The 22,027-nt window shown below is 51.0% G+C and carries 18 protein-coding genes; 11 read left to right on the top strand and 7 right to left on the bottom strand.

Annotated features, from left to right (window positions below; genetic code table 11):
• Nucleotide 1 precedes the first annotated feature (1 nt).
• Nucleotides 2-178 (top strand): IS3 family transposase, encoded by a 177-nt coding sequence (locus tag C812_RS23080; protein WP_016311229.1) that lies wholly within the window; start codon nucleotides 2-4, stop codon nucleotides 176-178.
• Between the two features lie 279 nt (nucleotides 179-457).
• On the opposite strand, the gene C812_RS15035 is transcribed toward C812_RS23080, so the two are convergent.
• Nucleotides 458-1,414 (bottom strand): CotH kinase family protein, encoded by a 957-nt coding sequence (locus C812_RS15035; RefSeq protein ID WP_167669325.1) that lies wholly within the window; start codon nucleotides 1,412-1,414, stop codon nucleotides 458-460.
• 348 nt (nucleotides 1,415-1,762) lie between these two features.
• Between C812_RS15035 and C812_RS15030 the strand changes: the two genes are divergently transcribed.
• Nucleotides 1,763-2,188, top strand: coding sequence for a hypothetical protein (locus C812_RS15030; RefSeq protein ID WP_016313505.1), 426 nt, complete (start codon nucleotides 1,763-1,765; stop codon nucleotides 2,186-2,188).
• 56 nt (nucleotides 2,189-2,244) lie between these two features.
• Here C812_RS15030 and C812_RS22325 read toward each other — a convergent pair whose 3' ends face one another.
• Nucleotides 2,245-2,952: a hypothetical protein gene (locus tag C812_RS22325; RefSeq protein ID WP_157274721.1), complete on the bottom strand. Its 708-nt coding sequence runs from the start codon at nucleotides 2,950-2,952 to the stop codon at nucleotides 2,245-2,247.
• A 13-nt stretch (nucleotides 2,953-2,965) separates the two neighbouring features.
• Between C812_RS22325 and C812_RS22320 the strand changes: the two genes are divergently transcribed.
• The 3 genes from C812_RS22320 (at nucleotide 2,966) to C812_RS15015 (ending at nucleotide 5,636) form a co-directional block, all read left to right on the top strand.
• Entirely contained in the window at nucleotides 2,966-3,103 is a 138-nt protein-coding gene (locus C812_RS22320; RefSeq protein WP_157274720.1) for a hypothetical protein, read from the top strand.
• Between the two features lie 279 nt (nucleotides 3,104-3,382).
• Nucleotides 3,383-4,057 (top strand): hypothetical protein, encoded by a 675-nt coding sequence (locus C812_RS15020; protein ID WP_016313503.1) that lies wholly within the window; start codon nucleotides 3,383-3,385, stop codon nucleotides 4,055-4,057.
• 208 nt (nucleotides 4,058-4,265) lie between these two features.
• A complete protein-coding gene (locus tag C812_RS15015) occupies nucleotides 4,266-5,636 on the top strand; it encodes an arsenic transporter (protein ID WP_016313501.1) in 1,371 nt (456 codons plus the stop codon).
• A gap of 87 nt (nucleotides 5,637-5,723) precedes the next feature.
• On the opposite strand, the gene C812_RS15010 is transcribed toward C812_RS15015, so the two are convergent.
• Nucleotides 5,724-6,644 carry a glycosyl hydrolase family 18 protein gene (locus C812_RS15010; RefSeq protein ID WP_279626229.1) on the bottom strand — a complete coding sequence of 307 codons (921 nt, stop codon included), beginning with the start codon at nucleotides 6,642-6,644 and terminating at the stop codon, nucleotides 5,724-5,726.
• A 155-nt stretch (nucleotides 6,645-6,799) separates the two neighbouring features.
• Nucleotides 6,800-8,149 carry a glycoside hydrolase family 64 protein gene (locus C812_RS15005; RefSeq protein ID WP_016313499.1) on the bottom strand — a complete coding sequence of 450 codons (1,350 nt, stop codon included), beginning with the start codon at nucleotides 8,147-8,149 and terminating at the stop codon, nucleotides 6,800-6,802.
• Nucleotides 8,150-8,515: 366 nt separating this feature from the next.
• On the opposite strand from C812_RS15005, the gene C812_RS15000 reads away from it, so the two are divergent.
• From C812_RS15000 to C812_RS14980, 5 genes are all read left to right on the top strand, one after another.
• Nucleotides 8,516-10,147 (top strand): formate--tetrahydrofolate ligase, encoded by a 1,632-nt coding sequence (locus C812_RS15000; protein ID WP_016313498.1) that lies wholly within the window; start codon nucleotides 8,516-8,518, stop codon nucleotides 10,145-10,147.
• 170 nt (nucleotides 10,148-10,317) lie between these two features.
• Nucleotides 10,318-11,628, top strand: coding sequence for an ABC transporter substrate-binding protein (locus C812_RS14995; RefSeq protein ID WP_016313497.1), 1,311 nt, complete (start codon nucleotides 10,318-10,320; stop codon nucleotides 11,626-11,628).
• Between the two features lie 130 nt (nucleotides 11,629-11,758).
• Nucleotides 11,759-13,498 (top strand): sensor histidine kinase, encoded by a 1,740-nt coding sequence (locus C812_RS14990; RefSeq protein ID WP_016313496.1) that lies wholly within the window; start codon nucleotides 11,759-11,761, stop codon nucleotides 13,496-13,498.
• Between the two features lie 24 nt (nucleotides 13,499-13,522).
• Nucleotides 13,523-14,896 (top strand): ABC transporter substrate-binding protein, encoded by a 1,374-nt coding sequence (locus C812_RS14985; RefSeq protein WP_016313495.1) that lies wholly within the window; start codon nucleotides 13,523-13,525, stop codon nucleotides 14,894-14,896.
• Entirely contained in the window at nucleotides 14,890-16,488 is a 1,599-nt protein-coding gene (locus C812_RS14980) for a response regulator (RefSeq protein ID WP_016313494.1), read from the top strand. The genes C812_RS14985 and C812_RS14980 overlap by 7 nt, the downstream gene beginning before the upstream one ends.
• A gap of 220 nt (nucleotides 16,489-16,708) precedes the next feature.
• Here the strand turns inward: C812_RS14980 and C812_RS22885 are convergent, their stop codons facing one another.
• From C812_RS22885 to C812_RS14960, 3 genes are read right to left on the bottom strand one after another with little or no spacing between them, the layout of a single operon-like run.
• Nucleotides 16,709-18,700 (bottom strand): CotH kinase family protein, encoded by a 1,992-nt coding sequence (locus tag C812_RS22885; RefSeq protein ID WP_051134998.1) that lies wholly within the window; start codon nucleotides 18,698-18,700, stop codon nucleotides 16,709-16,711.
• 25 nt (nucleotides 18,701-18,725) lie between these two features.
• On the bottom strand, nucleotides 18,726-19,418 hold the full coding sequence (locus tag C812_RS14965) for a DUF4956 domain-containing protein (protein ID WP_016313492.1): 693 nt from the start codon (nucleotides 19,416-19,418) through the stop codon (nucleotides 18,726-18,728).
• A 3-nt stretch (nucleotides 19,419-19,421) separates the two neighbouring features.
• Nucleotides 19,422-20,135, bottom strand: coding sequence for a polyphosphate polymerase domain-containing protein (locus tag C812_RS14960; protein ID WP_036625523.1), 714 nt, complete (start codon nucleotides 20,133-20,135; stop codon nucleotides 19,422-19,424).
• Between the two features lie 209 nt (nucleotides 20,136-20,344).
• Between C812_RS14960 and C812_RS14955 the strand changes: the two genes are divergently transcribed.
• Nucleotides 20,345-21,580: a purple acid phosphatase family protein gene (locus C812_RS14955; RefSeq protein WP_016313490.1), complete on the top strand. Its 1,236-nt coding sequence runs from the start codon at nucleotides 20,345-20,347 to the stop codon at nucleotides 21,578-21,580.
• Nucleotides 21,581-22,027 lie beyond the last annotated feature (447 nt).

Genomic DNA, 22,027 nt, shown 5'->3' with positions numbered 1-22,027 from the left:
CTTGTTTAGCAGACGAGAATTTATGACGTTTGAAGAAGCGTTTATCGCACTTGATCAATATATGGACTTTTATAATTATCGAAGAATGCATGGTAGCCTGAAGCATATGGCTCCCATGAAGTTTTCGTTATGGGTCAAAATGCTAGAGGATACCTCAAAGTTCCATAAATCGATGTAAACACACAAGAAAATGAGCTGGACTGCGATAACACAAAACTTGTAGGTCAGGACTCCGGATTTAGGGGGCCTAGCCGCTTTTGCAGTTATTTCAGGAAAAACAGCGATTCCAGCTCAAAATAACTGTATTTTTGCAGGAATCGTGTGCATGACGGGTGTGTTAGGGGGCTATTTTTACAGGAATCGTGCAATCGCATAAAAACGGCGAGTAGAGGGCACAGCGTGCGAGTACCGAAAAGCGCTCCAACTCCACCTATCCCAACGTTCCAATCTTACCCCATCACAACTTCTCAAGCTCGCGAAGTAAGTACTCTCGGCGTTTCGCAATATAGTCGAGAATGACCTGACGGTCTGACAGGAGGACATCGGTGGAGTACTTACGCGTGGAATCGGCCATAAGCGCAGGCATCAATGAGGAGTGAAGGGAGTTAATCGTTGGAGCCAGCTGACTCACCGTAAAATGTCGCTCCAGAATCTCCTTCAGTGTCTTGCGATATTGCCTCCGAACCGAGGGGAAGGAGAGCAGCTTTTGGGTCAGCCCGTTGTATCCTTTGATCCGGACGTTGTCGATGTCGCTGAGCTTCCCGTAACTGTTTCTCCCCCAGGTACCCTCGTAATCCCAAGGGCTCATTTGATATTTGAAGCTTCCCTTCTTGCGGAAGATGGCATAGTTTTGAGTAAAGCCGTCAAAGTTTCCGGTGCACACCGCCCCGCCTAACCACCGTAAATACTCCGGAATATCTAAATGCTTCTTCATATAAGCTAGAAGCCTTCGCCCCTTGAGGGTATGAATCCGTTCCACAAACCGCGAGATTCGTGCCAACTCCTGAGAGGTTCCTATCACCAGCTCATAGCCAGAAGCCAGGTTACGCTTGCGTTTTCCCCCCTCACCTATCAGCCGAAAGTTGGCGTTGTTATTGATCGCATAAAGCAGCGAGCTCGTGTTCACTTTCCTTTTGGTAAAAAACGACCGATCTACCCCTTCAATCTCCAGATACAGCCCCTGATTTACTCCATTAATTACCAGATAAACATGTCTCGTTCTTGGACTCGGTACCCCTATTTTCTCAAAAAAACGAAAAGAGAGTGCGTTTCTCATCATGGTAGGGTCATCCCACTCCACGTTGTAATGGATGCTTCTGTGACCTATGCGAAGCTCGTAGGATTTCTTGTCGTAATAACGGGTGTGTCCACCCCGGTAACGGATTTTGACGTTCTCCTTAATGTTATCCGTCATCAGTAATGCGTTGGCGTATTGGTCATCCCATACGCTTTTTTCTAGCTTTGCTTGGTCTGACCGGCCGATTTGAAGCGAACGAACGGGGAACCTCAACCTGATCACCTTTCTTGCGGAAGCCTGCCGCATTTCAATTTAATATCCAGAATATGCAGGCAGTAGTCGGATGGTCCGCTTTAACCTAGGGCAACAGGGAAGGTTCTTTCTTTGATTCTTGTAGGCAATTCTACTTTAGTTACAGAAGTGGAAATTTATAGATGATAGATATCAGACTAGGACAAAGGTTAGTCATCGACATATGATGTACTACAATTCCCGCTAGGGGGCAAATGAAAGGAGGGGAGGAACGTGGCCTGCTACCAATCGCTGAGTCAATTAATGTATCTCATAGGTAAGGAAGTTTGTATTAATCGTGGTCAACCAGGTTTCATCATTGGCAGATTAGTAAGCATCCAGAATGATTATGTGGCCGTACAAACGAAAAATCGTCGCATACTCTACTACCATTCGGCTTATATTGACAGCTTGTCCGAAACGAGATGGAAGAGAGTCCCGACGAACTACAGCCAAGAAGTTGAAGTGATCATGGCGCCTCGATTTAATGAACTTCTCTCCAGCCTCCTGCACCATCAGATCCTACTAGATATTGGCGGGCCGCAAGTCGAGAAAGGGTGGCTTACCCGTATAACTGCCGATGAAGTTGTGATGGAAGTGAATGAGAGGAGTGTAAGGATCCCTCTCGAGCAAATTCGTTATACGGTTTGTGAATGTTAAGCAATTTATGGAAGGGGAAATGGGTTATGGCCATCAGTCAAAACGGTTATGGCAACTTAGTAGGAAGCAACGTCCGTATTAATCGCGGTGGTCCGGATTCGGTTGAAGGTACTTTGGTAGGTTACGGATCGGATTACCTTGTCATTCTGGCCAAGGACGGCACGGTTTATATCAAAAACGCTCATGTGAAGAGCTTTAGTCAAAACTTGGGCACGAAAGGGAAAACCAAAGGAACGATGGGGGGAACTGGTCAATCCATTATTCGTTCGTACAATTTCGATGGCGTTCTTCGTGCCCTGAAACACAAAAAAGTGCAAATTAACCGCGGAGGTCCTGAGAAGATCGAAGGGGTCATCTCGGATTATGGCAACGATAGTGTATACCTCATTGTAAATAATGAACTCGTACAGGTTCAAACCTATCATATCAAGAGTGTGACTCTGCGCAACCGCTCGAGCAGCAACAGTAGCAGCAACAATAGCAGCAATAGCAGCAATAATAGCAACAACAGAAACGGCAATAACCGAAACAGCAATAGATCCAACAACAACAGAACGGGAGGAAGAACCGGCGGCAGAACCGGAGGTAGAACCTCGGGCAGCAAAAATGCTACGATCTCTTCTGCCGAGGGTGGCCCTGGCGGACCTGGCGGCAGGGGAGATCGCGGCAGAACCGGCGGTGCCGGGACGGGCGGCAGAAACCGCACCCAGGGAAGAGGCGGCACTCAAGGCAGAGGCGGCACGCAAGGCAGAGATCACACGCATGGAGACCATTCTCATGATGGATACCACACGCATGGCAGAGAAGGGGACTCTGCAACTGGTGGCAGAAACCGCACGCAAGGCAGAACGCGCGGCGCTGGAACTGGCGGCAGAAACCCGGGAAGAACCGGCGGATTCTCCACTTGGGGTGTAGGTACTGGCGGCTACCAGTGGGGGACCAGAAAGTCGAGCAAAAATGTGAAAAAATCGGCCAAAAAACGGCAAGGAGGATCCTCCAAGGTATCCTCCAAGAAGAAATGGGATCCTTTTCTCTAAGAATGGAACGAAAGCCTTCAGTCATTAAGGCGGTGCCTGGGGCGCCGCCTTCTTTAAAATTTGGGAAAGGACCCGCTTATTCCAGTCGTAAGCGCCAAGCTCACAAATGGCTTGCCTCTCTCCCTCACCACGATGCTCATGATAAAGGAGGTATACGATGCCTATGCTAACTTCTCGCATCGGACAACATATCGAACTCACCATTAGCGGCAGACCACAACTAGACACAGGGCTCTTAATTGATGCAGGAGATGATATCGTCGTCATCTTCAGACAAGAGCGCTATTACTACATTCCAACGAAGCACATTCATCACTTCCGGGTTATTCCATCTCCTGAGAAAGATAATGAGGGAACCTTGTACGAAAACCCGCTGGAATGGGCAGCGGGAGAGTCGATTTCTTTTCGGAAAACGTTATTTAACGCCAGAGGCGTCTTTATGGAAGTTTTTCTGACGGGTGTTCATACGCTTAGCGGTTATCTAACCAGCGTCATGAACGATTACCTTGTATTCTATTCTACGGTTTTTCATACCGTGTATGTCCCATTGGATCATGTGAAGTTAATTATGCCTTATCCGGCCAACAAACCTCCCTTTTCTTTAGAAAATGAAAGATTAAACGTGAAGCCTACCGGTCTGACCTTGGCCCGAACGTTTGAGCAACAACTTAAAAAGATGGAAGGGAGTTTGGCTGTTCTCGATCATGGAGAAGCAACGGATAAATTCGGGATCGTTCAATCCGTTGATCGAGGTTTGCTTCACCTTGTTTTAGCTGACGGGGAATCGGTGATATGGAATATTCAGCATATTAAATCTGTCCATTTGCCTTAAGGGGGGAGTAGAAAATGGTCGTCCTAGTGTTAATTATACTTTCGGGGTTGGGACTCTTTATGTTGTTAAAACCTTCGGTTAAGGAAGAAACGATTACCCATGCTCCAGTCGTTGATGTTCAGCAGGCCGAGTACGATTACCTTGTTCGTGTCAGCGGTAAATAATCGGCCAGCTAGAGCAGAAACAATTGGAGAATGGGGGTGGTCACTTGATAGAGCTTACAGCTGCAGGCTTAACGATTCTCGCATTTGTTCTAACCACCATCCTAATCTTGTGGCGCCCAAGGGGACTCAATGAAGCGATACCCTCCACAATCGGAGCTATTATTGTCTTAATCAGCGGGACAGTAAACTTTTCTGATCTGCTTCACATCGGAGAAACCGTGAGCGGAGCGGCAATCACGATCATGGCGACGATTATTATGGCGCTGGTCTTGGAAAGCTTCGGTTTTTTTCACTGGGCAGCCGAGGGACTGGCTTACCGATCCAGGGGCTCCGGGATCCGCTTGTTTTGGTACGTGAACCTGATGTGTTTTTTAATGACGTTGTTCTTTAATAATGATGGCAGCATTCTCATCACAACACCAATACTACTCCTCTTGTTAAGAGAGCTTAAGCTCAAAAACCATCAGAAGATCCCTTATCTCTTATCCGGAGCTTTAGTGGCAACGGCCTCCAGCGCACCGATCGGAGTCAGCAACATCGTGAACCTGATCGCTCTCAATATGGTTGGGATGAACTTATATATGCATACGATGATGATGTTTGTCCCTGCACTTTTAGGGTTGATCGTGCTGGTAGGTTTGCTGTTTCTTGTATTCTATCGTCAATTGCCGAAAGAGCTGCCGCCCAGATTGAGGTCACATCCATTAAAAACACCGCGGTTAAGTCTCGAGTCCGATGAGGAGCTGGAGGAGGCCGTACGAAATCGTGAACCCTTAAAACAAGATACGAAATTTATGCAAAAAATATTGCTATTCGTGCTCATCGTACGCATCAGTTTATTTGTTGCCTCTTACTACGGTTTTCCCGTAGAGCTGGCTGCTGTGCTTGGCTCTGTTGTATTGCTCGGGTGGAGATGGTACAACTTGAAGATCCCGCCATCGGATATGCTTCGCAAGGTTCCGTGGCATATTTTGGTTTTCGCTTTCAGCATGTATGTCATCATTTTTGGATTGCACAACATTGGATTAACGAATTTGCTCATTTCACTAGTAAATCCTCTAATCCACGACGGCATGCTGAATGCCAGCTTGCTGATGGGAGGAGTGATGACGTCGCTTTCCATATTTTTCAATAATCACCCTGCTCTAATGATCGGAACGATGACACTTACCGAAATGCCGCTGGATCCTCTGACGCTAAGGATTTCTTATCTGGCTAGTGTCATTGGCAGTGATATCGGTGCATTGTTATTGCCGATCGGGACGCTCGCTTCGTTGATCTGGTTCCATCTTCTGAAAAAACATCGCGTCAAAATCACATGGGATGATTACTTGAAAGTGACGATGATCGTCATTCCCCCTACACTGATCTTCACCTTGATTCTTTTGCCTTTATGGGTGCAGTGGATCTATTAAGGTGCGATGAACAGAGTAGAACGCTACCTGGAATAAAAGGAAAGAGCACACCGCCTGAACGGTAGTGCTCTTTTGATCATGACAGACTTAAGGATGGTAGGCTCTGACGGTGTTACTAATGGCTTGCAGCAAGCTCTTGCTGGTGTCAGTTGTGTCTTGGCTGATCTCCCAAATCATGATGCCACCTAAGTTCTCCAGAGCGTATTGCGTCTTTCTTTGAATGGTTGGGATTCCGTTATAGTGAGCTTGCATGCCGTTAATCATCGAAATGTCGGTATTATAGGCGTCGGGGTTCGCTTGCAAAATCGCTGCATAGGAAGCCCAGGAAGGTCTGCCGTAGAAAGGAACACCCAATACGACCTTGTGAGCTGGCACCTTCCGCGTCTCCTTCCAATACTTTGCGCTCATCACGGCAAATTCGTAGGAGGAATGCCGCTCCCCATCACCGCCATCATAGGCCATGACATTAAACCAATCCACGGCGTTGATGACTTTATCGGTCTGGGCAGCCGAGTCCCAATAAATGACGCCTTCTGGTGTTACCCCGCTGAGCACCGCGGCGGTTAGAAGCATGTTTTGCTTCTTCAGCTCCGCGCTCAAGTAGACCATCAGATCCTCGTACTGCTGCTTGCTGGGGCCGTCGTTTCGCGGATGCTCCCAATCGATATCGACGCCGTCAAATCCGTATTGCTTGGCAATCGCGATAATGGCGTTCCCGAACTTCTTGATCTTCTCCGGCGTATTCGTCGCGGCCATAAAGGTGCTTTCCAAAGGAATGTCATTATATGACCAACCGCCTACGGCGAGCAGCGCCTTCACGTTGTTGGCATGGGCCGTCCGAACAATTTGGCTGGCCGCATCCGGGTTGCTCAGCGGAAGAAGAGAGCCGTCGCTGGTCGGAATTGCAAACGCATAGTTAATATGCGTCAGGTTATGATACTGGATGTTGTTGATTTTGCTGGGCTCCCAGCTTGGATAGTATCCTACGACTTTAAAGCCGCTCGGAATTGGATCGGCAGGGTCTACGCTTTCACATCTGCAGCAAGTGGAATAAATAAAGTGATGAATAAGGCCAATACCGCCAAAAAAGCGAATCTCTTAGGAAGCATTTGCATTCAACTTTCTTCCTCTCTCCATAGGATCAATCCATCAGAACATCCGTGTTACCAGCCCACTCTGACGATGAGACCTTTCGGATCTCCTACCTCCAGATAGGCGGCTTGTCCGTTCACGTCGTCGTAGCAGAAGCCGTAAGCGAGCCCATCGATGCTGTGATCATGCCAGAACTTCGCGTAATAGTTCGCGGGGGCAGCTTGATAGTATTGATCAACCCGATTCCAGTTGTCAGGTTCCGTGTAGACATGACGGTTCAACGCAGCACATACTTCAGGATTGCTCGCTTCGCCAACACCCAGCAGAATGTCTTGGGTAGAGATGCTGGAATAGCCGGCAAAATAGTTCTCGTAAGCTCCTCCTTCCTGAAACGGCCCTTTCATAGGACTGAGGATACGATAAGGAGCCTGCAAGGTACCCAGCGATTTGAATTCATGAGGGACTTCGTTGACATATTTGGCAAACAGTCCGGAACGGGTTTCTGATTCCAGTTCGCCGACGGTACGGTCGTAGTTCCCCGCCAGATTCACCAGCCGGTGTTGAATCGGAAAACCAAACTGATCGACGCGAGTCGTATTTCCGTGATAGCCGTCCTTATCCACAGTGAACTCGACAAAGTCAAAAATGACATTCAGATTCGGATTGGTGGGATTGTTCAGATCCGGACCAGCAAAGCCGTCGTCAAAGGTCTTCATGTACAAGGGACTACCAACGCTAAGGAACAACCGGCCGGATTCGATCTTCGGAAGGTTGACCCAATTGGCATCGCTGATCTTGTGATAGATGTTGGCATAGTTGATGCCGTCTTTAGTGAGGTGTCCCGGGGCGTTGTTTAAATCGGACGAAATCGGAAGAAGTCTACCGGCCAAATCCAAATAGCTCCATTTGCCGTTTACCGGATTGATGCCGATGACTCCCCAGTAAATTTGATCATCCGTATAAGCCCCGCCCGTGCCGTTCATGACTTTGAGGCTGACGCCGCCCTCGGAAGGCTGGGGAATCGAAGAGGCTGGAATCGAATAAATTGAGTTGGTCGAAGGTTCCGGATCGGGTTGGCCGCTTCGATAAGTGAATGTTGTGGTGTCGTAGGCTGGCACGCCGTTATTGTAAGTGAAAAAGTACTCAATCTCGGCTTGGGCGGCCGAAAGAATGGTGTGCTCGAATCGCGCAGCACCCGCGTTGAAGCTCATCCTTACATTTTGCTGTACTCCGGAATTCACCTTATAGTGGACATCCACCCATGTCGTATTAACCGATGATTTGAACCATAAAGTTACGTTGTTGCCGGAGACGTCCGCTCCTTGAGTGAAATCAGCAGCCGAAGCCGAAATATTCACGGAGATGGACAATAGAAACACGATGAAGAACAAACTAAAGCGCTGAACCCATTTGGTTGTCATAAACCTCCTCCTTTCTTCTGCTATAACTACAGGATTTAGAACTTCGAAGGTCCCCTCCTTTCAAGAAGATTGTATACTTACCTCATAAATTGGAAATTGAGGTAAAATACACATAATCTACTTTACCTAAAATGTAATATATCTCCAGTGTCTTTTGATATATTTTCCATCTATTAATAAAGATCGGAACTATGAGTTTGCTAGATGAAAGATCTAGATCTCAGGACCAGCAGAAGCGATGTCTCCCCACGAGTACGAATTTCTTCACGCATAATTCCATCTATTTCATGTACAATAAGGATGAATTCTTTCTATAAGATTTAAGGGATAAACAAAGAATCGGATAGATGGAGGTAGCAGAGTGGAATGAAGCCGATATTGGAAGTAGCTGCATCGTGTGGAATTGCCGAACAACATATCGAATTGTATGGACGGTACAAAGGCAAAATAGAGCCTGGCATCCGAAACGAGACTCGCAACCGACCGGATGGAAAACTAGTGCTGGTAACCGCGATGAATCCAACGCCGGCGGGAGAAGGGAAAACGTTAACGACGATTGGACTAGCCCAATCGCTCAATGCCATCGGACGGACCACCATTGCAGCGTTGCGGGAGCCGTCGCTTGGACCTTGCTTTGGGATGAAGGGCGGGGCCACTGGCAGCAACAAAGCCCAGCTGCTCCCTTCGGAGGATATCAACCTGCATTTCACCGGAGACTTACACGCCATTACATCCGCGCATAATCTGCTGGCGGCGATGGTGGACAATCATATTTTTCAAGGGAATGCTCTGCAGATCGACACCAATCGGATCTTGTGGAAACGGGCGATGGACATGAATGACCGCAGCCTTCGGCAAATTGTCGTAGGACTAGGCGAAGGAAACGGGAGCGTGCATGAATCCGGCTTTATGATCACAACGGCCTCCGAGGTTATGGCGGTGTTATGCCTTAGCGAGGATGCTCAAGATCTCAAGAATCGCCTGAGTCGAATGGTCGTAGCCCGGAACATGGCAGGCGAGCCGATTACTGCAGCCCAGATCGGCGCTGTGGATGCGATGACTGTCCTGCTCAAAGATGCGATCAAGCCCAATCTGGTGCAAACGGCGGAGGGAACTCCGGCGATCGTGCACGGCGGACCGTTTGCCAACATCGCCCACGGTTGCAGCAGTGTAATTGGTACGAAGACCGCTTTGAAACTGGCGGATATCGTTGTGACGGAAGCGGGCTTTGGCGCTGATTTGGGCGCCGAGAAGTTCTTCGACATCAAATGCCGGCAGGCTGGATTAAAGCCGGATGCTGCCGTCTTGGTCGTGACGGTGAAGGCGTTGAAATACAACGGCGGTGCGTCAAAAAACGAGTTGGATCAGCCTAATATGGAGGCGCTGCGAGCCGGATTGCCAAATATGAAGCGGCATCTGGAGAACTTGCGCAAATTTGGGGTGCCAGTAATGGTCGCGATTAATCATTTTACCAGTGATACGGAAGATGAGATTGCGCTGGTGAAAGAGGAATGCGCCCGGTTAGGCGTCAAGGCCGAGCTGTCGGACGTTTGGGCCAAAGGCAGTGAAGGTGGCAGAGAAATGGCGTCGGCTCTGCTGGACATGTTGGAGCAGGAGACGGCGCAGTATACTCCGCTTTATCCCGATGATCTGGACCTAAAAGCCAAAATCGAGACGGTGGTTAGGGAAATTTACCGCGGCGAGGGCATGAAGCTGAGCGCCAAAGCGGCCGCCCAAATCGAGGAACTGGAGCGGCAGGGCTTCGGCCAGCTGCCGGTCTGTATGGCGAAGACGCCGTATTCGTTCTCCGATCAGGCGAATCTGTTGGGCGCACCGGAAGGCTTTACCGTACAGGTGAAGGACATTACCTTATCGGCAGGGGCCGGCTTTGTTGTTGTCCATACGGGGAAAATTGTTACCATGCCCGGCTTGCCAAAGCATCCGGCTGCAGAGCGGATTCACCTTGATGAACACGGGGAAGTTGCCGGTTTACTATAATATGGAAAGAGAGTCCGATTCTTCACGGATTGAAGTGGAGAATCGGCTTTTTTTATGCCTCGGATCGGAAAAATTCCAACCTGAAATCGCAAAATTGCCTCCTCAAAAATCTGCGCCACATTCGTTAGACTAAAGGTATAAATTCGGATGCAGGAAAGGAATCAACCGCAATGAAGAGAGGAAAATGGTTGGCTGTTCTGCCGGTTGCCGCCATGATGATTTCTTTACTAGGTGCATACAGCGTAATTAATGCGGCAAATGATGAGGAGAGCAACGTTTCGGGCTTGACCGATGGCAGTGTAGGTTCCCCGATTGAGCTGACGTTCTGGGCGTTGGGAGATGCCCATTATGAAGCGCTGGCCCAGGAATATATGGCGGAGCATTCGAACATTCACATCCGTTTCAGTAATGCAACGGAATCAGCCGGGGAGGAAGACCGCTTAGAGGCAGCTTTATCCTCTGGAATGGGCGCTCCGGATATTTTGATGTTAAATCAGGAGTCCATGCAGCGCTTGATGGACCAGACGGATCGATTCTATAACCTATATGATTTTGGCGCGAAGAACATCGCACAGGATTATCTCTATTGGGCGTGGAAGCAAGCGGCGACGGCTGACGGTTCTTTTCAAATCGGCTTGCCGGCTGAGGTCAGTCCGACGGTGGTCTACTATCGCGCAGATTTAATGGACCAGGCGGGACTTCCAACCGATTCTGAGGCATTTAGCGCCGCAATCAACAAATGGGATAAGTTTGCTGCCGTGGCGAAGCAGTTTACGAAGCAAACCGGAATCCCGTTTGCTGATTCGGCAGAGCTGGTATATAACGGCCTGCGGGACCAATCGACGGACGTGATGTATTTTAATAAGGTTGACGGCTCCTTTATCGCGGACTCGAATCCGCAGGTGAAGAAGGCGTACAATTTTACGGTGACAGGCATTCAGGAAGGCTGGATCGGCAGCTGGGCATTTGGTTCTCCCGAATGGGAACAAGCGATTCACGAGGGGAAGGTCGGCGTCATTCTCGGCCCCGCCTGGATGGAGGACACGATCCGCAGCGCCAAGGCAACAGCCGGACAGTGGCGAATTGCACAAATTCCCGAAGGCTCGGGCAGCTGGGGAGGGACGTTCCTGACGTTGCCGAAGGAAGGCAAGCACCCGAAGGAATCTTATGAGTTTATTACCTGGTTAACCAACAAGGAGCAACAGTTGAAAGCGTACCAGGCCAGCGGTCAGCTGCCATCGATCCCGTCGGTGTATAACGAAGAGGTTTTTTTGGCGGATCACGATGCGTTTTTTGGAGGACAGGTAATCTCGGAGGCTTACGCTCGATCGGCACAACGCGTCAAACCGGTCTATTGTGGTCCGCAGTTTGAGGAAGTGGATTTACAGCTCAAGCATGCGCTCCAGAACGTGCTCAAGTACCAAGCGAATCCGCAACTAGAATGGGAGAAAGCCATCGCCGCTGCAAGAAACGCAGATTGAACATAAGTCATACGGTTATACTGATTCGCAAGGGGGCTTGCCCTCTTGCGAATTTCGCTTTGTCGAAAGATGCAAGGAATCGGCTGGCGGATGAAGAATAATAGAGTAGGAGAAACCTAGGAGGAACGAAATGAAGCTTCGTCGCAAAATCTTGCTGGCTATTATTCTTCTTGTCTTTATCCCCGTCATTCTGATGGGCTCCATCTCGTATTACAGCTTCTCACGAGCGATGGAGAATAAATCGAATAACTTCTATTGGGTCTCCTTGCTGGAAACCGACCGCAAGCTGAAGTTTGCGTTAAACGAGGTGACGACCGTCTCGAATTCGGCGATCGCGCAGCCTTTAATTCAGCAGTTGGTGAAGCAGCCGAATTTTACGGTGAACTATGATCAAAAACAAGACATCAACAACTTAATCAACCATCCGATGATTACGTCGTTTGGCCTGTATTCCAAGGACAAGCTGCAGTATCAATTTAATGAGGCGATGTCCTTTCAGGAATTGAAGCAGCAAAGTTGGTACGGAGCGATGGAGGCGGCCGAAGGACGCCCGGTATGGGTAGGGCCGGGGGAGAACGGTTCAGCTGCCGCAGGGAAGCCAGTTCTGATCCAAGCTCGTTTGATTAAGGATTACTACTCTCTGGAGGATATCGGCGCGTTGGTGATTTATGTGAAGCCGGATATTTTGGACCAAGTCTTTTGGGATGCGGTGACGTTAAAGCAGGGCGATATTTTGCTCGTGAACAAGCAGGGCAATATCGTGTTCGACAAGTCCGGCTCGTATATTGGAGAGCGCACGGAGTTTCCGTTCCTGACTCAGGAGGAGCCGGAAGGGAAAGGATACTATACCGCCAAATATCAAGGCGAACGCTCGCTGATCACCTACTTGCCTTCGCATAACAAGGATTGGTATCTCGTGGCTATTACGCCCAGCAAGCTGATCGCTTCGGAGTCGAACTCGATCCGCGACATCGCGATTGTGCTGGTGCTGGTCTCGCTGATATCGGCTTTCCTATTCGACCGGTTTTTCGTTCGCCGACTGGTGCGCAGTATCATCGGTGCGGTGAACGGGATGAAGCGGGTGCAGCAGGGGATCTTTGTGCCCATTACCTCTTCGGTACGAAGCGAAGACGAAACGGATTTGCTCGTCGATGGCTTTAATCGGATGAGTACGCAAATTTCGGAGCTCATTGAACAAGTAGAGACTGAGCAGGCGCGGAAGAAGGAGTTCGAGCTTCAGGCGCTGGTTGCCCAGATCAATCCTCATTTTATTTATAACTCGCTGGAATCGATCAATTCGCTGGCAGTCTTGCAGGGAAACAAGGAGATCAGCAAAATGGTGGTCTCGCTGGGCAAGCTGCTGCGCATCAGCATTAGCGAGAACCAGCAACTGATTACGCTGGCCATGGAAATGGAGCATGTGCGGCATTATCTGGATATCCAGAAGTTCCGCTTTGAGGAGCAGTTCGACTATAGAATTGAAATCCCCGAGTCACTGAGGCACTATATGACTCAGAAGCTGATCGTCCAGCCTATTGTGGAAAACGCACTGTACCATGCGATCGAGCCTATGAAGGAAAAAGGACTGATCACGATTACAGCGAACGAAGACGAGCGGGATATTATGATCGATGTGACGGATAATGGCCCGGGCTTCAGCTTGGATCGGCTCATGAATTTGTGGAGCAAGGATGAAGGCAACAAAAATTACCGGGGAACCGGGGTTGGACTGCGCAATGTACATGAACGACTGCGCATCCGGTTTGGCAGCCGCTACGGCATCCTGATCTGCTCCTCTCCCGGACATGGCTCGACCATCCGCATCCGCATTCCGAAGCTGCTCCACGATTCGGCAGCGGTGAAACGATAACGACGGAGGAAGGTGGCGGTGAACATGAAAAAGTGGTTTTTGAACTGGGGTTGGATTGCCGTCTACGCCGTCGTGCTGGCCATCTCCGTCTTGATTATCGCAGGCGCTGGTCACGAGCCGATTGAGGAGAAGCAGGCCGAGAAGGTCACAATAACCTTCCGCCACTTCTGGATTAAGGAGCATGACCGGCAGATGCTGAACATCGTCGAGGATGTGGTGGCTCAATTCCAAGAGACGCATCCTAACGTCAAGGTCAACTTCGAAGGTATGGACCAGACGGTCCACCGTGAGCAGAAGCTGAAGAGTGAAATGGTCACCGGGACGCCGCCCGACATGTTCGTGTTGTTTGGGGGAGCGGAAATCGAGCCCTACGTTCGCTCCAATCGCTTGATGGACTTAACGGATTTTCTAGAGGGAAATGGACTGAAAGAGCAGTTTCAGGACTTGCATTTGTGGACCTTCGACAATCATATTTATGGGTTGCCGATTGAAGGGAATGCGGAGCCGCTGTTTTATAATAAGGAAATCTTTGATGACTTGGGTTTGGAGCCTCCAGAGACGCTGGAGGATTTGAATAAGGTCATTGACGTGCTGATCGCTCATGGGATCACGCCGTTTGCACTAGGTAACGAGGAACGCTGGCCGGCGGCGATCTTCGCCCATTATTTGATGGACCGGTATGCCGGGCCGGGGCTGATTAATGAGCTGGTGCAGGGGGATGAGTCGTTAAGCTTCCAAAACCCTTCTTACTGGAAAGCTTTTAAGCAACTGAAAAGCTGGATTGATGAGAATGCCTTCTACCCGCCGGCCAACGATCTGTCAACAGAGGAAGCGATTGAACGGTTCACTAACGGTGAGGCGGCGATGTATCTAAACGGAAGCTGGGACATCAACCTGTTCCATAACGAGAGGGCACCGGCAGGTTTTCAGAATCAGGTCGGAGTGATCCCGTTCCCGTCGCTGACGGAGGGGGGCAACCGCTCGATCGCCGGAGGGTATACGATCGGAATCGGCTTATCCTCCAATCTGGAGGAGTCCAAATGGGAAGCGGCTCAGGAGCTGCTAAAGGCTCTGTATTCCGAAGAGGTGCAGCGGCGAATCGTTTACGAGGCATCACGTATTCCTTCCATGAAAATTACGTATGACTCGGAAAAAACGGGCCCCGTGTTTGCGCAAGTAGTAGAAATGATGGAGCAAAGCAACCAAAGCTTTGTCCCTTACGATAACGTGCTTCCTCCTGAGGTCAACAAGACGTTCCTCAAGGTATTGGAGGAAATGATCAGCAAACGGGCGAAGCCCGAGGAGGCGCTGGAACAGATTCAACAAACGTCAGAGCAATATTGGCAGCTGCGCAGAAGCTCGCTGCTGAGTGAGACGGATGGAGGTGCAGGATGGTAGCACAAGGGGAGAAGTATCGGGTCATTTTGGTGGACGATGAACCGGTGATATTGCGAAGCTTACGAGTCGCCGTACCTTGGGAGGAACTGGGCCTGGAAATCGTAGGAGAAGCGCGGGGAGGCGAAGCGGCGCTGGAGCTCATTCGCGAACTGTCCCCGCATATGGTCATTAGCGACATTCGCATGCCAGGGATGGATGGCATCACGCTGATGAAGGAAGTGTTGGCGGAGAATGCGAATCGGCTGTTTATTTTCGTCAGCGGTTATGGGGAGTTTGAATACGCCCGTGAGGCGCTCAGGGAAGGCGCGTTTGATTATCTGCTGAAGCCGATTGACCATGACGAGCTAATCGAGATGATCAAGCGGGCGAAAAAAACGCTGGAGAAGCGGGCGGAGAACGATAAGCTGCTGCACTCGGTGCAGGTGCTGTCGATGTTGGCGAGGGAGCGGATGTTTGCCGAGTTTATCGAAGGCAACCAGAGCCAAAGCCATCTGCAGCATATGCGCTGGCTGGAGAACAGCGAGCTGACGCAGGACTATTTCATGGCGGTGATCCAACTGGATCATTTCGTCAAGCTGAATGAACAGTGGTCGCCGGAGGAGCGGCGGCTGTGGTTGTTTGCGGTGCGCAACATTTTGGGGGAATGGTCCGTGGCGCAAGGGGCGCTGACGATGTTTCCTTTTCACGCTGGGGAATGGGTGCTGCTGTTCCCAAGTGCGCTCACCAGCCAGAAAGAAGAGCTGGGCAGCGATGCGATCCGCCAGATTCAATTCTATACCAAGCTGACCTGCTCCATAGGGTTCAGCCAAACGGCGGCGGGGCTGGAACGGTTAAGCGAGGCGTATCAAAGCGCCACTCGGGCGTTGTATCAGCGGTTTTACAGCGACCGGGCAGGCGTGTTCATTGATCAGCCGGGCCGGGAGCCTGGGGCCGACCGGGAGGCGAAATATCCGAAGCATCTGGAAGCGGTGCTCCTGGACAGCGTTCGGACGCTGAATCGGGAGCGGCTGTTGACCGCACTAGATGAAACGAAGCAATATCTTGAACAGCAGGCCTTCTCGAAGGAAGCGGCCGAGCGGATGATGGTCGAACTCACGGTCGTCATGTTCCGGCAATATGAGCAGATGAATCTGCTGTCGGAGTGGTCGCTGGAAGGTTTGCTGCAGGAGCTGCAGTCCCTCGGCACACTAAGTGAAATGATCGGACTGCTGAAGACAAACTTTGGCCGATGGATCAGCGAGAGCCGAGATAGCCAGATCAAGGACAATGTGCAGAATGTGATCGCCAAGACGCAGGAGTACATTTTAAGCAACTACCATAAGGACCTCAGCATGGAGGAGGTTGCCGAGCGCGCCGATCTGAGCATCAGCCATTTTTGCCTGCTGTTTAAGCAGGTGACCGGCTATACGTTCCTTGAGTATTTGACGGAATGTCGCATCGATAAGGCTAAGTATATTCTGAAAAACAGCCAAGTTAAAGTGTACCAGGTTGCCCCGATGGTAGGTTACCAAGACCCGCGCTACTTCACCCAGGTCTTTAAAAAAGTCACCGGCATGACGCCAACGGAGTACCGGGAGGCTGGGGCGGTATAGATTGTACGTGGTCCTGCTCACCGGCGTTCCCCGAGGATTTTGCGTTGGGAACCATCGCGCCTGCGTCGGAGTGGGTGGGACGTGCCGGATTCCTGCAAAAATGCAGTTTTTGAGTAACTTGTATCGCTAAAAAGCAAAAAGCCTGCAAAAGTGCAGGCTTTTTGTGCGTTTTCCGCCCAATTGCGGCTTTTCAAGAAAACAACTGCACTTTTGCAGGTTTCTATAGCCGTTTGCGGCGGAAGAAGGCGACGAAGGCGGTAGCGGCCAGGAGCACCAGCAAGGAGATGCCGGTTACAAGCGCTTCGCTGCTGCTGCCCGCTTGCTGGCCGTTAGGCCCGAAACCGCGGCCGCCGCCTGGGAAATCGCCGCCCGGGAAATCGCCGCCGGGGAACCCGCCGCCAGGGAAGCCACCCGCAGGGAAGTCACCGCCGGGGAAGCCGCCCGCAGCGTCGCCGAGCTCACCGGCGTCGCCCGGGAACCCTTCCGGAGGCTGCATGCCATCCGGAAGGGCCGCCCCTGCGTCGCCGAGCGCCCCCGGCGTGCCTTGCGGCGGCTGCCCGCCTTGGTTGGCTGGCGATCCGCCGCCCGCGCCCTGCGCGCCGCCCTTAGCGCCGCCCGTCGGCGCGTTGGGCTCCGCGACTGCGCCGGCCTGGGCCTGGCTCTGGCCTTGCGCTGCCGCGCGGCCCGTCCGCCCGCCGCCGAAGCCGCCCATCCCGCCAAAGCCGCCGCCGCTGCCCGATCCATCGCCGGACGAGGCGATGGTGCCGTCGAGCTGCTGCTGGATATTCTCGATCTGACTCGCATTCGTGCTGATCAGTTGAGGTACAGCTTGCTCGTATTCTTCATAGGTGTAAAAGGCCGTTGGATCGGCTTTGATATAAGGCGAGATCATTTCCGCCAACTTCGTGACGCGAGCTGAGAATTTCTCATTCTCCAGGAAGTTGTCGATCGCGGACTGAAGGATATCGTGGTACTGTTCCTTATACTCTTCAACTGCGAGCAACTTGGCCACCAGTGGTCGATCCGCCACGGCGCCCTGCGTGGGTTCGTCGATCAGCAGATTGCTGCTGCGACCCGAACCGCCGCCTGGCGCTGCTCCATCCGGAGCCGCCGCACCTCCTGGAGCCTCCGCGCCAGCACCTGCTTGCGGTTGCCCGCCAGCGGCACCGGTTGCGTCTGTCGCTGCATCTGGGGCGTCTCCCGCACTGCCGGCGTCCTCCGCACCGGCGCCTCCGTTCGCGCCGCGGCCGAAGCCGCCCATCCCGCCAAAGGCCATGTTGTAATCCCAAGGCAGAATAGAGAAGATGCCGTTATTCTCGTACAAATAATAATTCTGCTTATTCGCGCCGATGTAGCTGTCCATATTGTTCGTGAGCGTGTTCAGCGCGATGTAGCCCAGCGCGTCCGGCACATTGATGTATTTTTCATAGTCGCTGCCATTATTGAGTTCATCCAGCATCTTGATCAGGATATCGCCGTTAGACGACTTCGACTTCTGCACCAATCCGGTATATGCGGACAGATCGTCGCCGAGCCAAGTCAAATCGCTGCCGCTGCCGGTCATTTCCCCTTTGTATAACGCCCCGTAGGCATTGCCAAAGTTACGCTCCAGATAAGCGTCGCCAATTTGCTCCACCGCCAGGTAGAACCCCCAGAGCTCGCCGTTAATATAGACGTTCACGTAAGAGTGCTTTGGCGTAGGCAGGCCCATCTGCTCGGACAGCTCGTAGGTCAGAAACTCCCGCATGTACGTAGCGTCGCTAAAGTTATTGTTCAGGTTGATTTTTTGAATGCCTTCCAAGGTCTGATTCACATATTCGTCAAAAGACAACTTAAAGCTGTACCGATCGGAATCGCTCATTTGCACCACGCTGCGCAAGCTCAGATTCCCTTTGGTACGGATACCGATATTGTCAAAATGGTGGCCGTTGTAATCCACCGATGCCGTCTTGAATTCCTCAGCGCTGGCATTGTCCAGCATGTCCTGGAAGTCCGCTTCGTCAATCGTAATTTTCACGTCAACGACTCGGTCCTTGGGGAACACCTCTTCATCCAGCTTCTGCTCCTCCGCAGAAACGATTCGTTCTCCAGCGGCTGTCTGACCGCTCGTCACGGAGGATCCCCCGGATTTCAAGGTGGCTTCGCAGGCAATCAGGCCAACAAACAGCAGCCCAACGCATGTCCACAGCATAAACCGGGTCCCTTTGCGCATCATTTCCTCCACCTCCGGGTTTGCGTTAAGACACGTAGTCGCCGTTATAGCTGATCAATACGGCATGTTTGACGCCGCCCAGCGCGGTAATTTGGTTCACGAATTTGCCTTCCTGATCGCGCAAGCGAACCTCCAACGTCATTTCGATGTTGCCTGCGGTCACGGTTTTTTGCTTCACGTTGTAGCGTTTGACCATTTGCCCGATTTGCGAATGAACGAGCTTCTCGCTCTCATCGCTTTCGCAGTTCACCACCAGCAGATATGGGGTTTCCAAGGAACTGCTCTTGATGAACAGGAACAAGATTAAACCAACGACTGCCGAACCGATGGCCGCCAGCGCATAGAACCCGGCCCCCGCAACGATCCCGGCTGCAGCTGCCCAGAACAGGAAGATCAGATCCGTTGGATCTTTGATTGGCGTCCGAAAACGAACGATCGACAGGGCCCCCACCATACCGAGGGACAACACCAGGTTGGAATTGACAGCGATAATGACCATCGCAGTAACCATCGTCATGCCGATGAGCGAGACGTTAAAGCTTTTCGAGTACAGCACTCCGCTGAATACCCGTTTGTATAAAATGTAGATGAACAGTCCAATGAGGAACGAGACGCCTAAGGTAATGATGATTTTGCTGATGCTGATGTCTGAAGTGAAATTGTCGAGAATGGAATTTTTTACGATATCGCTAAAATTCGTGGTTGAAGTTGCATTCATAAATCAATAATCCTCCCATGAGTTGGTCTTCAAATGTTTGCGGCAAATGACGTACTTGGATGCGGATTGCTGTCTCAACCCCTCTAACTGCAGAGCGGCCCGCAGATACTCCGGAATGTACTCATCAAATTTAACTTCGAGAATGATGAGCTTATCATCGATGGCAGAAACGGGCCGCAAATCCGGGTCAAACAAATCGACGGCATGAAGTCCGGTCCGCAGCTCCTTATCAAACGTGATCCGTACATTGCCGTTCGGACAAACAAACGGTTCGCGGACATAATCCACGATCACCTGCGGCGCTAAAAGTCGCTGCTTCATCTCAAGGTACAGCTCATGCAGCAGCGGCTTCTCCCGCACGTTCAGCACTTCAATATGGCCCGCCAGGATGGCATCCACCGTCTCCCGGGTCAACCGTTCTTTAAGCTTGGCGATATACTCGCCTTTTTTGATTTTTTTCTCAAAATGAATCAGGTCGTCTCGCCGGTTATAGATGCGAATTCGGTATTTCCGGCGTTCACGGATGCCCCCTAATTTGTCGTGCAGGGCGGAGTTGTCGATGTCATCGAAATAAAGACTGCGAATATGGTATTCACCGCTCTGTCCCGCATGCTCATCATGGCGGGCTAATCCCTGTAACCGTTGGCGAAGGATATAATACTGGTGGCGGTTAATCATAAATTTCAGCTCGTGGCGAAACCTCAGATTCTGGTTCAAGTTCAAGTTGCACCTCTTTTCTCGGGAACCCTTATGTGTGATGTCATTTATCCTATCAAGGCTGCCTGATTGTCCACTTAATGCAAACTGAAAATAAACTGAAAGTTTTAACACGGCGTTGATAAATGTAAAATTATGTTAATCCCGAAGTTGACAGGGGGCTGCCTGGCGCTTTATCTTAAGGGAAATTCACGAAGGAGTTCTTATCCATGAAAGGTCGGAGTCAGATGGTTTGGCTGGGGGTACTGATCGTTGCGTTATTGCTTGGCATGGTTGTCTTCGGTTGGCAAAAAAAACAACAGGCCACCGAATCCGCCGTCCCGAAACCCCAATCGATCGTGATGACGATCGGCGGGGATGCGCGGACGACGATGGCGTTCACCTGGCAGACGGAAGGGACGGCCGGGGAGCCTGGGATTTTGCAGATCGCGGAGGGGGCGGAGCCCGGTCCTTCCTGGAGCGAGGCAGAGGTGCTCCGCTTCGAGGCGGAGGCATCCGTGATGGAAGACGGGGGCAAAGGGCACACCGTCTACAAGGTGCTGGCCACTGGCCTTCGCCCAGGAACGACGTATGTCTACCGCGTGGGGAACGGACAGGATGGCGGATGGAGTGAGCCGTCCAGCTTTGTGACGGAAGCCGCAGAACCTGAGGCGTTCACGTTCATTAACGTTACGGATTCGCAAGGGGAGAAGGCTGCGGATTTCCGGCTTTGGGCGCGCACGTTGGACAAAGCGTTTCAAACGTTCCCGGAAGCCCGCTTCATTGTGCACAACGGGGATATGACGGAAAATCCGAACGATGCGCAGGGCTGGAAATGGTTGTTCGGACAAGCCGCCCAATGGCTTACCCGCGTGCCGCTGATGCCGGTGGCGGGCAATCATGATGAAATTTCCGGGGACGCTTCGGCGTTTACGTCGCATTTTCTTGTGCCGGAGAATGGGGCGGAGGGAGCTACGCCGGGGACTACGTATTCTTTTGATTATGGATTTGCTCATATCGTTGTGCTCAATACGGAGTCCAAAATCAAAAGGCAGACGGAATGGCTCAGAGAGGATTTGCGCAAGAACACCAAGCCTTGGACAATCGTGGCGATTCATCGGCCTGCTTACGGTGGAAATCAGTACGACAAAATCGAGGATTGGATTCCGGTGTTCGATGAGTTTGGCGTGGATCTGGTGCTGCAGGGGCACAACCATGAATATTCCCGCTCCTATCCGATCAGGGATGGACAAATCGCCCAAGACGGCAAAGGGACCGTCTATGTCGTCACCAACACCTCCGGTCCCAAATTTAACGATTTAAAAAAAGATAAGTTCTACCATGCCGTACACACCCAACCCAACAAGCAGACGTTTGCCGGGATCACCGTAAGCGAGCACACCTTGGTGTACATCGCGTATACCGTGAACGGCCGCAGGTTGGATGAGTTTACCTTGGAGCGGTAAAGGGTGAGCCCTCAACTTACGTGCACAATAACTGAGTGGCTATTGGTAAAGGATCAGTTTTAGTACCGGAAGAGCTTGACGATCAGGAGGAGGGAGCATATTATGGATTTAAACAATCCTTTTCTTGGAAACTTTAGGAGTAGGTACCGATAATTCTTTTATTTAAGGTGACTGTTCACTTGATTATCGTTGACTTTAGAGAAGCTAATCACTCCCTTCAAGTTTGATTAAATAAAAAAATTTGTTTTTAAAATCATCGGCATTTAGCTGTAAGAGATTACACAGATGAGGATCGAAACGAAAATATTAGTGGAAATTAAGAATTTGTTAGTAAGTTTAATTAGGATAAATTTTAATTTTCAAAGTAGTAGTAAAAAATCTGAAACTGGCTCCTGCTGTAAAACAGAAGGAGCCAGTTCATAGAGTATCCTAAAGTTTGAAGAATGA

The sequence above is a fragment of the Paenibacillus barengoltzii G22 genome, from assembly GCF_000403375.2.
In the GTDB taxonomy this organism is placed as follows: Bacteria; Bacillota; Bacilli; order Paenibacillales; family Paenibacillaceae; genus Fontibacillus; species Fontibacillus barengoltzii.
Note: the sequence above shows the minus strand (reverse complement) of the source record. Positions and strands in the feature narration are given on the sequence as shown.

Bases quoted from the DNA above. Each gene is read 5' to 3' on its own strand.
- C812_RS15035 (WP_167669325.1), bottom strand. From the start codon at position 1,414: ATGACGGATAACATTAAGGAGAACGTCAAAATCCGTTACCGGGGTGGA.
- C812_RS22325 (WP_157274721.1), bottom strand. From the start codon at position 2,952: ATGCGTGTGATCTCTGCCTTGCGTGCCGCCTCTGCCTTGAGTGCCGCC.
- C812_RS22320 (WP_157274720.1), top strand. From the start codon at position 2,966: ATGATGGATACCACACGCATGGCAGAGAAGGGGACTCTGCAACTGGTG.
- C812_RS15020 (WP_016313503.1), top strand. From the start codon at position 3,383: ATGCCTATGCTAACTTCTCGCATCGGACAACATATCGAACTCACCATT.
- C812_RS15005 (WP_016313499.1), bottom strand. From the start codon at position 8,149: ATGACAACCAAATGGGTTCAGCGCTTTAGTTTGTTCTTCATCGTGTTT.
- C812_RS15000 (WP_016313498.1), top strand. From the start codon at position 8,516: ATGAAGCCGATATTGGAAGTAGCTGCATCGTGTGGAATTGCCGAACAA.
- C812_RS14995 (WP_016313497.1), top strand. From the start codon at position 10,318: ATGAAGAGAGGAAAATGGTTGGCTGTTCTGCCGGTTGCCGCCATGATG.
- C812_RS14990 (WP_016313496.1), top strand. From the start codon at position 11,759: ATGAAGCTTCGTCGCAAAATCTTGCTGGCTATTATTCTTCTTGTCTTT.
- C812_RS14985 (WP_016313495.1), top strand. From the start codon at position 13,523: ATGAAAAAGTGGTTTTTGAACTGGGGTTGGATTGCCGTCTACGCCGTC.
- C812_RS14980 (WP_016313494.1), top strand. From the start codon at position 14,890: ATGGTAGCACAAGGGGAGAAGTATCGGGTCATTTTGGTGGACGATGAA.
- C812_RS22885 (WP_051134998.1), bottom strand. From the start codon at position 18,700: ATGCGCAAAGGGACCCGGTTTATGCTGTGGACATGCGTTGGGCTGCTG.
- C812_RS14965 (WP_016313492.1), bottom strand. From the start codon at position 19,418: ATGAATGCAACTTCAACCACGAATTTTAGCGATATCGTAAAAAATTCC.
- C812_RS14955 (WP_016313490.1), top strand. From the start codon at position 20,345: ATGAAAGGTCGGAGTCAGATGGTTTGGCTGGGGGTACTGATCGTTGCG.